Origin of the sequence: Pseudomonas gingeri, assembly GCF_013385425.1 — a bacterium.
Taxonomy (GTDB): domain Bacteria; phylum Pseudomonadota; class Gammaproteobacteria; order Pseudomonadales; family Pseudomonadaceae; genus Aquipseudomonas; species Aquipseudomonas gingeri_D.
This window is the reverse complement of sequence record NZ_JACAQA010000010.1, coordinates 76730-89953: the sequence shown is the minus strand read 5'-3', so window position 1 is coordinate 89953 and position 13224 is coordinate 76730. Positions and strand designations below refer to the sequence as shown.

Annotated in this window: 10 protein-coding genes; 6 read left to right on the top strand and 4 right to left on the bottom strand. The window is 61.8% G+C overall.

Annotated features, from left to right (window positions below):
• The first annotated feature begins 479 nt into the window (after positions 1-479).
• The gene (locus HX830_RS15570; protein ID WP_371317532.1) at positions 480-2246 is read left to right on the top strand and encodes a DUF1302 domain-containing protein; all 1767 of its coding nucleotides are present in this window, start codon (positions 480-482) and stop codon (positions 2244-2246) included.
• A gap of 24 nt (positions 2247-2270) precedes the next feature.
• The gene (locus HX830_RS15565; protein WP_103496571.1) at positions 2271-3638 is read left to right on the top strand and encodes a DUF1329 domain-containing protein; all 1368 of its coding nucleotides are present in this window, start codon (positions 2271-2273) and stop codon (positions 3636-3638) included.
• 85 nt (positions 3639-3723) lie between these two features.
• Here the strand turns inward: HX830_RS15565 and HX830_RS15560 are convergent, their stop codons facing one another.
• On the bottom strand, positions 3724-5514 hold the full coding sequence (locus HX830_RS15560) for a glycoside hydrolase family 3 protein (RefSeq protein WP_177101069.1): 1791 nt from the start codon (positions 5512-5514) through the stop codon (positions 3724-3726).
• A gap of 227 nt (positions 5515-5741) precedes the next feature.
• Between HX830_RS15560 and HX830_RS15555 the strand changes: the two genes are divergently transcribed.
• Positions 5742-8291 carry a LuxR C-terminal-related transcriptional regulator gene (locus HX830_RS15555; RefSeq protein ID WP_177101067.1) on the top strand — a complete coding sequence of 850 codons (2550 nt, stop codon included), beginning with the start codon at positions 5742-5744 and terminating at the stop codon, positions 8289-8291.
• A gap of 11 nt (positions 8292-8302) precedes the next feature.
• Here the strand turns inward: HX830_RS15555 and HX830_RS15550 are convergent, their stop codons facing one another.
• Positions 8303-9097 carry an IclR family transcriptional regulator gene (locus tag HX830_RS15550; RefSeq protein WP_177101065.1) on the bottom strand — a complete coding sequence of 265 codons (795 nt, stop codon included), beginning with the start codon at positions 9095-9097 and terminating at the stop codon, positions 8303-8305.
• Positions 9098-9282: 185 nt separating this feature from the next.
• On the opposite strand from HX830_RS15550, the gene hmgA reads away from it, so the two are divergent.
• The 3 genes from hmgA to maiA are packed head-to-tail and all read left to right on the top strand — an operon-like array spanning position 9283 to position 12540.
• Entirely contained in the window at positions 9283-10581 is a 1299-nt protein-coding gene (hmgA, locus tag HX830_RS15545; protein ID WP_177101063.1) for a homogentisate 1,2-dioxygenase, read from the top strand.
• Between the two features lie 3 nt (positions 10582-10584).
• Complete coding sequence (fahA, locus tag HX830_RS15540; protein ID WP_177101061.1) at positions 10585-11889, top strand: fumarylacetoacetase; 1305 nt, start codon at positions 10585-10587, stop codon at positions 11887-11889.
• 12 nt (positions 11890-11901) lie between these two features.
• Positions 11902-12540 carry a maleylacetoacetate isomerase gene (gene maiA / locus HX830_RS15535; protein ID WP_177101059.1) on the top strand — a complete coding sequence of 213 codons (639 nt, stop codon included), beginning with the start codon at positions 11902-11904 and terminating at the stop codon, positions 12538-12540.
• Positions 12541-12550: 10 nt separating this feature from the next.
• Here the strand turns inward: maiA and HX830_RS15530 are convergent, their stop codons facing one another.
• The gene (locus HX830_RS15530) at positions 12551-12832 is read right to left on the bottom strand and encodes a type II toxin-antitoxin system mRNA interferase toxin, RelE/StbE family (protein ID WP_177101057.1); all 282 of its coding nucleotides are present in this window, start codon (positions 12830-12832) and stop codon (positions 12551-12553) included.
• Positions 12829-13107, bottom strand: coding sequence for a CopG family ribbon-helix-helix protein (locus HX830_RS15525; RefSeq protein WP_152740027.1), 279 nt, complete (start codon positions 13105-13107; stop codon positions 12829-12831). Before HX830_RS15525 ends, HX830_RS15530 begins: the two co-directional genes overlap by 4 nt.
• Between the last annotated feature and the right edge of the window lie 117 nt (positions 13108-13224).

The following is a 13224-nucleotide window of genomic DNA, read 5'->3' as shown; positions in this document are numbered from 1 at the left end:
CGGGGTCTTTCCAGGTTGTAAGAAGGGTCCCTGGTTGCTTTTGAAGTTTCAGCGGTCCTGAAAGCCTGTCGTGACCTTGAATGACGCGGGCATAAAAAAAGCCACTGCAAACGCAGTGGCCAAGGGAAGACGTTCGATCAAGGAGTAAATCAACGTCAGTAAAGAGTAGATGACGATCATAATAAGGCGTTCGGTTTCGTTGAAACAGCCTGCTTTGCGACAATCACTGTTACCGTTGGAGTAACAGTCGTCTGCGCAAGTCACTACACCCGGAGCCGTCCCGGCTGCCCTCCATCCATATGCGCTATGACGCGTTATCCACAGGTTCGATGGCGCGCTGCAAAGCGCGCCGCAGGCACTCGTTCATCCTTTCGAGGTACAGCACGAATACCTCCTTGGTGCGCTTATCGCTCCCGTTGGTGGTGAGTAGGGTGAAGCCTTCTGTCACACACCGGGGAAGACGCATGACAAAAACAACAATGCGCGCCATCTTCACGCCGCAGGCTCTGGCCATCGCGGTTGCCATGGGCGTCAGTGCGCAGGCGCAGGCGGTTTCGTTCAATATCGGGGAAATCGAAGGCAAATTCGACTCATCCCTGTCGGCCGGCGTGAGCTGGGGCCTGCGCGATGCCGACAAGAGCCTTGTGGGGGTGCCCAACGGCGGTACCGGCCAGGCCTCCACCGGTGATGACGGACGCTTGAACTACAAGAAGGGCGAAGCCTTCTCGAAGATCATCAAGGGCATTCATGACCTGGAATTGAAGTACGGTGACACCGGCGTCTTCGTCCGGGGCAAGTACTGGTACGATTTCGCGACCGCCGACGAAAGCCAGGACTTCAAGGACATCAGCGATCACCATCGCGATGAGGCGGCTCGTTCTTCGGGCGCGCAGATCCTCGACGCCTTCATCTATCACAATTACTCCATCGCCGACCTGCCGGGCACTGTGCGCCTGGGCAAGCAGGTGGTCAGTTGGGGTGAAAGTACCTTTATCGGTAACTCGATCAACAGCATCAACCCCATCGACGTCTCGGCCTTCCGCCGGCCGGGTGCCGAGATCAAGGAAGGCCTGATCCCGGTCAATATGTTCTTCGCTTCCCAGAGCCTGACCGACCAACTGACGGTCGAAGGGTTCTACCAGTTGAACTGGGAAAACACCGTCGTCGACAACTGCGGCACCTTCTTCGGCAACGATGTGGTGCAACACGGTTGCAACAACAACTACACAGTGGGTAGTCCGTTGAGTGCAGGGTTCCAGCCGTTGGCGTCAGCGTTCGGGCAGGGTTTCCAAGTCACTCAGGAAGGTATTGTTGTACAGCGGGGAGACGATCGGGACGCCCGTGACGGCGGTCAATATGGTTTGGCCTTGCGCTGGCTGGGTGCTGATACCGAGTACGGCCTGTATTTCATGAACTACCACAGCCGTACGCCTACAGTCGGGACCACCAACGCGGGTCAAGGCACCGTCAATGCCATTGATGCGATGAAGGCGTTTCTCCCACTGGCGCTCCAGGGCTCCATGGCTTCAAGCGTAATGCTGGGGCAAGGAAAGTATTACCTTGAGTATCCCGAAGACATTCGTCTCTACGGCGCCAGTTTCTCCACCACTTTGCCTACCGGTACCGCATGGAGTGGCGAAATCAGCTATCGCCCCAACGCACCGGTGCAACTGAATACCACTGACTTGACACTTGCTCTGATCAATCCATCCATTGCAGGTTCTTCACCACTCCAAGCCGCTGCCGGCGCCGACAACCCCGGCTATCGCCGCAAGGAAATCACCCAGATACAAAGCACCCTGACGCAGTTCTTCGACCAGGTCCTGGGCGCCGAGCGCCTGACATTGGTAGGCGAGGCGGGGATGACCTACGTTGGCGGCCTGGAGACCAAGGACAAGGTCCGTTACGGACGTGACTCGGTCTACGGTGCCTACGGCTTCCAGGGTGATACCAGCGGTTTCGTCACCGCCACCTCCTGGGGCTACCGTGCCCGGGCGATCCTCGACTACAGCAACGTGTTCGCCGGGATCAACCTCAAGCCGAACCTGTCCTGGTCCCATGACGTCAAGGGTTACGGCCCCAACGGCATCTTCAACCAGGGCGCCAAGGCGGTCAGCATCGGTGTGGACGCCGACTACCGCAACACCTACACCGCGAGCCTCAGCTTCACCGACTTTTTCGGTGGCAACTACAACACCCTGATTGACCGTGACTTCGTGGCGCTCAGCGTCGGCGCGAACTTCTGATCCAGGCTTGAGAAGGACAACTTTATGCGCAAGATGATTTTGCAATGTGGCGCCCTGGCCCTGAGCCTGCTGGCCGCCAACGTCATGGCGGCGGTTTCCCCGGAGGAAGCGGCCAAGCTCGGCACCAGCCTGACCGCCATCGGCGCGGAAAAGGCCGGCAATGCCGACGGCTCGATCCCGGCCTACACCGGCGGTATCCCGAAAAACGCCGGTGCGGTGGACAGTAAAGGTTTCCTGGCCGACCCATTCGCCAATGAAAAACCCTTGTTCATCATCACCGCGGCCACCGCCGAGCAGTACAAGGCCAAGCTTTCCGAAGGCCAGCTCGCTATGTTCAAGCGCTATCCGCAGACCTACAAGATCCCGGTCTATCCGACCCACCGCACGGTGGTCCTGCCGGACGCGGTTCTCGAGGCGGCCAAGCGCAGCGCCTTGAACGTCACGACGATCAATGACGGCAACGGCCTGGCGAACTTCACCGGCAACCGCTACTACGCCTTCCCGATTCCGAAGACCGGCGTGGAAGTGCTGTGGAACCACATCACCCGCTACCACGGTGGCAACCTGCGTCGCACCATCACCCAGGCCACGCCGCAGACCGACGGTTCCTTCACCCCGATCACCTTCGAGGAAGAAGCCGCCGTGCCGTCGGAGATCCCTGACCTCGGGCCGGACAAGGGCGCCAACGTGCTGACCTTCTTCAAGCAGGAAGTCACCGCGCCGGCGCGCCTGGCAGGCAACGTGCTGCTGGTGCACGAAACCCTCGACCAGGTGAAGGAACCGCGTCTGGCCTGGATCTACAACGCCGGCCAGCGCCGTGTACGTCGCGCCCCGCAAGTCGCCTATGACGGTCCGGGTACCGCCGCCGACGGCCTGCGTACTTCGGACAACTTCGACATGTTCTCCGGCGCGCCGGACCGTTACGATTGGAAACTGATCGGCAAGAAGGAGATGTACATCCCCTACAACAGCTACAAGCTCGACTCACCGACCCTCAAGTACACCGACATCATCAAGGCCGGTCATATCAACCAGGACCTGACCCGCTACGAGCTGCACCGGGTCTGGGAAATCGAGGGCACGGTCAAGCCGAGCGAGCGGCATATCTATGCCAAGCGCCATATGTACCTCGACGAAGACAGCTGGCAGGTCGCGCTGGTGGATCACTACGACGGTCGCGGCCAACTGTGGCGGGTGGCCGAAGGTCATGCGCAGTTCTACTACGACCACCAGGTGCCGGCTTATACCGTTGAAACCCTGTATGACCTGATTGCCGGGCGTTACATCGCCCTAGGCATGAAGAACGAAGAGAAGCACAGCTTCCAGTTCGGCTTTGTCGGCAAGGCGGCGGACTACACGCCGGCGGCGTTGCGGGCGAGCGGGGTTCGCTAAGCCTCACAGGCGCAAAGTACCCGGGGGTCATCGCCGCAGTGCGTTGACCCCTTTTTTTGTTTGGACCTGCTGTCAGAGCGTGGCGTTACCAGCTCAGCCCGAACCCTTTGGGCTGGGCGACCACGCCGGTATAGGTTTGGCTATCGTAGCGCTTCCAGGTATTGACCGGCAGCTTGCCTGCGGGGCGGCGATTGCCGATCAGGACCTCTGCCAGTGACGTCATCGAACGTCCTCGCCAGACGCCGTTTTCATAGCCGTAAAAGGAATAGCTCGCCACGGCGGCGTCGACGAACTCGGCATAGTTGACCACATCGTAAGGCGCCCGCAATGACAGATGAACGCGGGTCTTGCCCTGGCTGGCGGCGTAACGCAGGTAGCTCAGGTAAACGTCATCCTTGTCGGTCACTGGCTTCTTGTTGGCCACACCATTGCTTTCCACTTGCGTGTAACGGGTCGACAGGGTACCCAGGAGGAACACATCGCACTGGTCGATGTTCTGCCTGATCTCGGCCTCGACCAGTGCGCTCTCCTTGGCAGCCACGACGTGTGAGTAACCCTTTTCCGTCATGACCGCTGCAATGCCTTTGGCTTGCTCGCTCCAAGGCGTCAGGATGAAATAGCGTCGAGTCTTGTCCTTCAGTGGCAGGGTTGCCTGTTGATTGACCAGTAGGGTGATGGAGCCGTCAGCGATGGTTTTTTCCGCGGGCTGCGCGGCGGTGTGCGGCTGGACCCTCTTGCGTGGCCGATGACAGATCAGGGCATAACGTTGCTTCAGACGCAAAATACGCTCGACGGAGGCATCGATTTCGGCCTCGCAAAGCTCACCGCTTCTTACCTTGCCGGCAATGGCCCGGATCAGTGGTGCCAGACGATAGGCCTGGTCGGGTGCGGAAATACTGACAGGCATCAGCGCGATATCGACCCCAGCCTTGAATACGCCTGCCAGTGCCTCTTCCCGACTGAAGTGCTCGACAATGGCGCCCATATCCAGTGCGTCGGTGATAGTGACGCCGCGGAACTCCAACTCGCCGCGCAGCAGGTTATGCTGGATCTGTCTGGACAGGGTGGCCGGTACGATGATCTCCTCACCTTTGCGGGTACGGATCAGGCTGCTGTCGAGCGCGGGGTACTGGATATGCGCGGTCATCACCATATCGGGCGCGGCCTGCGAATCAATCGCCTGTTTGTAAGGCGCCAGGTCAATTGCGAAGGCCTGCTCACGGGGGCGATCAACGCGAGGCAGGGACGTGTGCGAGTCCACGCTGGTGCTGCCGTGTCCCGGAAAGTGCTTGTAGGTGGTGATCAGGCCCTCTTGACGCATGCCCGCGACCATTCGTTGCGCCAGATCCGCGACGGTGGCGGCATCGTCACTGAAGGCGCGCACGTTGATCACCGGGTTGGCTGGATGGGCGTTGACGTCGACCACCGGGGCAAAGTTGGTGTTGATGTGCAGTGATTTCATGTCCTGCGCCATCTGCTTGCCTTGTTCGTAGGCCAACTGTCGGTCTGCGCCTCCCTCAATGGCGGCGCTGAGAGCCATATTTCCGGAAAACGAAGCATATTCGCCGCGTGGCAGACGGAAAACGTTGCCGCCTTCATTGTCCGTGGCGATGAAAAGCCTCAGCCCCGTGGATGTCTCCAGCGAGGCATACCATGACGTCAGGCGTGCGATCTGATCCCTGTCCTTGAGGTTGTTGGCAAACAGAATCACCCCGCCAATATGATGGTCCATTATCAGAGTCTTGATCGTGTCATCGGGCTGGGTCATGTCCAGGGTGGCTTTGCCCGCCGGGTCCCAATAGCGGAAATCCAACATGATTTTCTGGCCGATTTTCTCCTCGATTGTCATGCTTTCGAGTGTTTGCCTGATACCCATCTCTATGTTCCTTCATGTCTGAATCCATTGAGATCAAGCTAATACCCCACGGACTTTTACCGAAGTCCTCCTGTTCGTATTTTTGTGTAAGGTCGATCCGGGGTGGTCAGCAAGGCGACCGGCCCGCAGGTTCTTTTATGGGCTCCAATCACTGCCCTGAATACTCATTCGACAAAGCCATCCATGGGGGATAGGGTGGCCGGATAAAATCAAGAAAGGCCGCCGCAATGACCGCCATGACCCCGCGTCTGGACCGTCCCGGGTTCCTGCCTCGTTTATCCTCCCGCCATTTGCCACGTTCGCGGCTAAGCACACCCTTGATCGAGTCCCAGGCACGGGTCCGCCTGCTCTGCGCGCCCGCCGGCAGCGGCAAGAGCGCCTTGCTCGCCGAATGCCTGCTGCAAGCCCCGCCCAGCTGTGGCGTGTGCTGGCTACCCTTGTCCGGTGCGAATCTCACCCCCGACGCCTTCTGCGCGGCCCTGGCCCAGGCACTTGGGCTGGACGAGTGCCTGGACGAATCGAGTCTGTTGGCGCGACTGGCGCGCTGGACCACCCCTACCTGGGTTTTTCTCGACGACTATTGCCGTTTGCCTAACCCTGCACTGGATCAACTGCTCGATCGCTTGCTGGCGCTCAGCAGTCCGGTCCTCAACTGGTGGCTGGGCGTGCGGCGGCGGCCTCACTGCAACTGGCCACGGCTGTTGCTCGAAGGTGAACTCTACGAGGTCGAAGGCCCGAGCCTGGCGTTCGAACGCGGCGAAATCGAACAGTTGGTCAGTCACCCGTCGATCACCCTGACCCCGCAATGCCTCGACCGGATGGAGCAGTACACCGCCGGTTGGTGCGCCGGGGTGCGGGTCGCGATGCTGGAAGCGCCGGCCTGGATCGCCAATGTCCCCGACGCCGGATCGCGACGTTCGGCGACCTTGCTCGACTACCTGCAACACGAACTGTTCGATGCCCTGGCACCGGAGCTGGCCGAAGCCTGGCGCGTGCTGGTGCATCTGCCGCGCTTCAATGCCGACCTTTGCGAACACCTGTTCGGTGCGGGGGAGGGCGCCCAGTGGATGCGTACCCTGCAGGAACTGGGGTGTTTTATCGAACCCTGGGAAGACTCCTCGGAATGGCTGCGGGTGTTCGCGCCGCTGGCCCTGCTGCTGCGCGATGAACCCTGGCCGGCCGGGCGTTCCTGGCATCGCCGCGCCTGCCAGTGGTTCAGTGCCCGCGGCGACTGGCAGGCGGCGGTGGAACAGGCCCTGGCCGCCGAAGAGTTCGAGGTGGCGGCCAGCCTGTTGCACAACTTCACCTTCGATTACCTGTTCCAGGAACAGAACGTGGCGCTGTTGTTGCGCCTGCACGAGCAGCAGCCGGATGACCTGATGTTCGGCACGCCGCATCTGGTGGGCTTGATCACCACGGCGTTGTTGTTCGCCGGACGCTTCGACGAGGCGGCCCACAGCATCGAGCAGATGGCCCGTTTCTCCCCGCAATCGTCGGCGGCGGCACAGCGGCAACTGGTGGCGCGCTGGCAGGCCCAGCAGGGCTGGTTGCTGCACTTGCAGGGGCAGGCGCAACGGGCACGCGGACATTTTCTCGAAGCCTTGCAGGACCTGCCGCCGGTCGCCTGGCCGGCGCGGTTGTTCTGCCTGTCGGGGCTGACCCAGCAAGCGCTGCTCGATGGTGAGTTGGAACAGGCTCATGCCTTGAGCCGCGAAGCCCTGTGCCTGGCGCGGGCGCAAGGCTCGCTGTTGTTCGAGGCGCTGCTGGAACTGGACCATGCGCAGTTGCTGGAGCAGCGCGGCGCCCTGCATCGCAGCGAGAGCCTGCTGGACAATATGCATGCCCTGTTGTCGGCCAAGCGTTACCTGGCGGGCCCGTTGCTGGGGCGGATCGCCTTGCGCCAGGGACGGATTGCCCTGCGCCAGGGCCGTGATCAACAAGCCGCCGAGCATTTCCAGGCAGGCCTGGATGAATGCCTGCGCAGCCAGGATAAACAGGCCTTGTACGGTTTTCTCGGGCTGGCCTTGCTGGATGCCAACCACGGCAACTACGCCCAGGCGTTTGTGCGCCTGCGGGATGCCGAACGCTTGATGCAGCAACGGCATATTCCGGATGTGGTGTATCGCGCGGTGCTGCTGATGGTCAGCTGCCATTTCTGGTTGCAGCAGGGGCGACCGGAGCTGGCGGAAGAGGCGCTGACCCGGGTACTGCGTCACTACAGCGGCGCGGACGGGGTGCAGGCGCCACCGGCGACGCTGGAGTTGATCCCGCGTCTTGAATACCTGTTGGTGTTGGCACAGGTCTATCTGCACAAGGCCCAGGCGCCGTTGGAGGCGTTGGCGCTATTGCTTGAACAGGCCCAGCGACGGGGCATGCAGGGCATGGAAACCGAACTGCGCCTGGCGCTGGCGGAAGTGGCTTTTCTGCAAGGGCGAGCGGCGCTGGCCAAGAGTCACCTGGAGGAGGGGCTGGCGCTGGTCAGCCGCTGTAATCTGCAACAGGCCTTGCGCGAGTTGCGCTTGCGCCAGCCGGGCATGCTGGCGAGCCTGGGGTTTGAAGAGGCGCTGATCGCCACGGGTGACAATCCCTTGAGCCAGCGTGAGCTGGAGGTGCTCAAGCTGATTGCCCTGGGCAGCTCCAATCTGCAGATCGCCGATCAGCTGTTTATTTCACTGCACACGGTGAAAACCCATGCGCGGCGGATTCACAGCAAGCTGGGGGTGGAGCGTCGGACCCAGGCAGTGGCCAAGGCCAAGGCCCTGGGCTTGATGGGGTAGCGGCTGGGTACTCAGGTCTTCTGATAACCCATCCGCCAACTGACCGCCTCGCTCGCCGCCAGCAACCGCTTGGCCGCCGGGCCGTCTTCATCGGCGTGGAACAGTGACGTCGGCCCCACCACCGTCAGCACCGCCACCACCTGGCCTAGCGCATTGAACACCGGCGCCGACAAGGCATCGACTCCCGGCATCAGCAAACCATGGACGAAATGCAGCCCGCGCCGGCGGATCTGTTCACAGGTCGCGGTATATACGCTGACATCGGCCATCGGGTGAGGGTGGCCGGCCTTGAGTTCCGCTTCCCGCAACTCGACCGTTTCCCGATCCGGCAGGAACGCGTTGAACACCAGCCCCGTGGACGAACTGAGCAGCGGCAGCACCGAACCCAACTGCGTCACCACCGTCACCGCGCGCACGGCCGGTTCGATATGCACCACGGTCGCCCCGTGGTTGCCCCAGACCGCGAGGAAGCAGCTTTCATTCAGGTCGTCGCGCAGCTCCGCCAGTGGCATCGCCGCCACATGCAGCACCTCCATGCTGTTCAGCGCCGCCAGGCCGACCCGCAACGCCTCGCGACCCAGGCCATAGTGGTTGGTTGCCCGGTTCTGTTCGGCGAAGCCGCTGGCGATCAAGGCCTGCAGATAACGGTGGACCTTGCTTGCCGGCATCTGCACATGCTCGGCCAGGCGTGAGAGCGAGGTGCTGGGTGACAGTTCGGCCAGTGCCTTGAGGATATCGGTACCGACCTCCGCCGAGCGGACTTTCTGTTTACCGTTGCTGTCGCTGGTAGTACGCGGCTTTTCCATGGAGGCGATGTAATCCCGGGACGAATGGGCGTCTTTATAGCTTGACGGGCACTGTCAATCAAATTACGTTCTGCATAATCAAGTTACGTTATGCATAATTTCGTTTCCATAAAAATAAACCGACCCGTGCCGCGCTCCCTTTGAATCCGGAGGCAGCCCCAGGTCCACTCCCTCCAGGAGGCTCCATGAACCCCGATTCCACGGTGCTGGCCTATCAGTCCGGCTTCGGTAACGAATTCAGCAGCGAGGCCTTGCCCGGCGCGCTGCCGGTCGGCCAGAACTCCCCACAGAAAGCGCCCTACGGTCTGTATACCGAACTGTTCTCCGGCACGGCCTTTACCATGGCCCGTAGCGAAGCGCGACGTACCTGGATGTATCGCATCCAGCCGTCGGCCCGGCACCCGGCGTTCGTCAAGCTGGAGCGGCAACTGGCCGGTGGCCCGCTGGGTTCGGTCACCCCCAACCGCCTGCGCTGGAACCCGCTGGAGATCCCGGGTGAGCCCACGGATTTCCTCGACGGCCTGGTGAGCATGGCGGCCAACTCGGCGGCGGAGAAACCGGCCGGTATCAGCATCTACAGCTATCGCGCCAACCGCTCCATGGAACGGGTGTTCTTCAACGCCGACGGCGAATGGCTGCTGGTCCCGGAACAGGGCCGGCTGCGGCTCGTCACCGAACTCGGTGTACTGGAGATCGAACCGCTGGAAATCGCCGTCCTGCCCCGTGGCCTGAAATTCCGCGTCGAACTGCTCGACCCGCAAGCCCGTGGTTACCTCGCCGAAAACCATGGCGCGCCGCTACGCCTGCCGGACCTCGGGCCGATCGGCAGCAACGGCCTGGCCAACCCGCGGGACTTCCTCACGCCGGTCGCCCATTACGAAGACCTGCGGCAACCGACCACCCTGGTGCAGAAGTTCCTCGGTGAGCTCTGGGGCTGCGAGCTCGATCATTCGCCCCTCAACGTGGTCGCCTGGCACGGCAACAACGTGCCGTACAAATACGACCTGCGCCGGTTCAACACCATCGGCACGGTCAGCTTCGATCACCCGGACCCGTCGATCTTCACCGTGCTGACTTCGCCCACCAGCGTGCCGGGCATGGCCAACCTCGACTTCGTGATCTTCCCGCCGCGCTGGATGGTGGCCGAGAACACCTTCCGTCCGCCGTGGTTCCATCGCAACCTGATGAACGAATTCATGGGCCTGATCCAGGGCGCCTACGACGCCAAGGCCGAAGGCTTCCTGCCCGGCGGCGCGTCGCTGCACAGTTGCATGAGCGCCCACGGCCCGGACGGTGAAACCTGCACCCGGGCGATTGCCGCCGAACTGGCGCCAAGCAAGATCGACAACACCATGGCCTTCATGTTCGAGACCAGCCAGGTATTGCGTGCGAGCCGCTTTGCCCTTGATTGCCCGCAGCTGCAAAGCAACTACGATACTTGCTGGGCCACCTTGCCCGTCACTTTCAACCCGAATCGGAGATAACCCATGAGTCAGCCAACCATCCTTCGCAGCTGGGTTGCCTCTGCCAACGGCCATACCGATTTCCCGTTGCAGAACCTGCCGCTGGGGGTGTTCAGTTACCAGGGTTCTACCCCGCGCAGTGGCGTGGCGATCGGCGAGCAGATCTTCGATCTGGAAGCAGCCCTGGAGCTCGGCTTGTTTGACGGTCTGGCCAAGGCCGCTGTCGAAGCGACCCGTGGCGGTCAGTTGAATGCCTTTTTCGAACTCGGCACCGCGGCTCGTGTGGCCTTGCGTGCCCGCCTGCTGGAACTGCTCGGCGAAGGCAGCAGCCTGCGTGGCAAGATCGAAGCCCAGGGCGCGAAGCTGCTGCACCTGGCTGCCGATTGCCAGTTGCACCTGCCGGCCAGGATCGGCGACTACACCGATTTTTATGTGGGCATCGAGCATGCACAGAATGTCGGCAAGCTGTTCCGCCCCGACAACCCGCTGCTGCCCAACTACAAGTACGTGCCCATCGGTTACCACGGCCGCGCTTCGACCGTGCGCCCGTCCGGCGCCGAGGTCCGCCGGCCCAAGGGCCAGACCTTGCCCGCTGGGCAGACTGAGCCGACTTTCGGTCCCTGCGCACGACTGGACTACGAACTGGAGCTGGGCATCTGGATCGGCCAGGGCAATGCCATGGGGGAGTCGATTGCCATCGGTGATGCCGCCGAGCATATCGCCGGTTTCTGCCTGCTCAATGACTGGTCGGCACGGGATATCCAGGCCTGGGAATACCAGCCGCTGGGGCCGTTCCTGTCCAAGAGCTTTATCACCAGCGTCTCGCCCTGGGTGGTGACGGCCGAGGCATTGGCGCCGTTCCGCCAGGCCCAGCCGGCGCGTCCGCAAGGCGATCCGCAGCCGTTGCCGTACCTGTTCGACGCCCGCGATCAGCAGGGCGGCGCCTTTGATATCGAACTGGAAGTGTTGCTGCTGACCGAGGCGATGCGCGAGCAGAACCTGCCGGCCCAGCGCCTGACTCTGAGCAACACCCGGCACATGTACTGGACCGTGGCGCAGCTGGTGGCGCACCACAGCGTCAACGGCTGCCAGTTGCAGGCCGGCGACCTGTTCGGCTCGGGCACCTTGTCCGGTCCTGAAGCGGGGCAGTTCGGCAGCCTGCTGGAGATCACCGAAGGCGGCAAGAAAGCGGTGGAGCTGGCCTCGGGTGAGGTGCGCAAGTTCCTTGAAGACGGCGACGAAATCATCCTGCGGGCGCGGTGCAACCGTGAAGGTTTTGCTTCCATCGGCTTCGGCGAATGCCGCGGCAAGATTGTCTCGGCGCGTTGAGAGGAGAGGACCATGGAGCTTTACACGTATTACCGTTCCACCTCGTCCTACCGCGTGCGGATCGCCCTGGCCCTCAAGGGCCTGGATTACCACGCGCTGCCGATCAACCTGATCGCCCCGGGCGGTGGTGAGCAGCGCCAGGCGGCGTACCTGGCGGTCAACCCCCAGGGTCGGGTGCCGGCCTTGCGCACCGATGCCGGGGATGTGCTGACGCAGTCGCCGGCGATCATCGAGTTTCTCGAGGAACGTTATCCACAGCCGCCGCTGCTGGCCTCGGACCTGCTGACCCGTGCCCGCGCGCGGGCGGTGGCGGCGGTGATCGGTTGCGATATTCATCCGTTGCACAACTCCGGCACCACCAACCTGCTGCGCCAGTGGGGGCATGACGATGCCCAGGTGCAGGAGTGGATCGGTCATTGGGTCAGCCAGGGGCTGACGGCGGTGGAGCAGTTGATTGGCGAGGTCGGTTATTGCTTTGGCAAGGAGCCGGGGCTGGCGGATGTGTACCTGATTCCGCAGCTGTATGCGGCACAGCGTTTCAAGGTATCGCTGGACGCCTATCCGCGTATTCGCCGGGTGGCGGCGCTGGCGGAACAGCATCCGGCGTTTATCCAGGCGCATCCGGCGAATCAGCCGGATACTCCGGCCTGAAGATCGCGAGTCACGAATCAAATGGCCACAGTCGCGCAGTATGCACCAGCGCTAGTATCCAGACGGTTCCGCTGTTGATTTCATACACCAGACGATAATTTTCGTGTGGTATCAGCTCACGGGTGCCGGGTACTGTCCCCGGCCGCCCCATCTCGGGGTGAGTGGCCAGTCTGTTTGCCGCAGCACTGAACAGTTCATCCAACCGTGCAGCCCCATAGGGGGTCTCGGTTGCGATGTAATCCCATATTTCCACACGGTCTTGTTGCGCTTCTGGCGTCCAGATAACGCTCACGCCAGCTTGGCCGCACTCGCGCGGCGCGCCGCAAATTCGGCCTCAACCTCTTCATTCGAGCGACCCCGACCCGCCTCCATCGAGGCCCGTCCCGCCTCGACCTTACGATGCAGGAAGGCTTCATATTCCTGGGATTCGTGCTGACGTTGAATAAAATCGCGCATCAGTTCGCGCAGCACTTGGGACGCAGGCCTATGGACAGCCTGAGCACAGGCCATGAATTCGGCGCGTAGTTCGGGTTCCAGTTTCATCGTGAAAACGGCTTCTTTCGACATGGACAGGCATCTCATCACAAAGTACTGACGTAGTGTATATATCTTCATTACACGATACGACAGAAGCGGACAAAGTGATGGCTAGCGCATACCGGTCTTTTCGATGGCGCCTCACAA

Coding starts and splice junctions, on each gene's coding strand:
- HX830_RS15570 (WP_371317532.1), top strand. CDS start 480: ATGCGCGCCATCTTCACGCCGCAGGCTCTGGCCATCGCGGTTGCCATG.
- HX830_RS15565 (WP_103496571.1), top strand. CDS start 2,271: ATGCGCAAGATGATTTTGCAATGTGGCGCCCTGGCCCTGAGCCTGCTG.
- HX830_RS15560 (WP_177101069.1), bottom strand. CDS start 5,514: ATGGGTATCAGGCAAACACTCGAAAGCATGACAATCGAGGAGAAAATC.
- HX830_RS15555 (WP_177101067.1), top strand. CDS start 5,742: ATGACCGCCATGACCCCGCGTCTGGACCGTCCCGGGTTCCTGCCTCGT.
- HX830_RS15550 (WP_177101065.1), bottom strand. CDS start 9,097: ATGGAAAAGCCGCGTACTACCAGCGACAGCAACGGTAAACAGAAAGTC.
- hmgA (WP_177101063.1), top strand. CDS start 9,283: ATGAACCCCGATTCCACGGTGCTGGCCTATCAGTCCGGCTTCGGTAAC.
- fahA (WP_177101061.1), top strand. CDS start 10,585: ATGAGTCAGCCAACCATCCTTCGCAGCTGGGTTGCCTCTGCCAACGGC.
- maiA (WP_177101059.1), top strand. CDS start 11,902: ATGGAGCTTTACACGTATTACCGTTCCACCTCGTCCTACCGCGTGCGG.
- HX830_RS15525 (WP_152740027.1), bottom strand. CDS start 13,107: ATGTCGAAAGAAGCCGTTTTCACGATGAAACTGGAACCCGAACTACGC.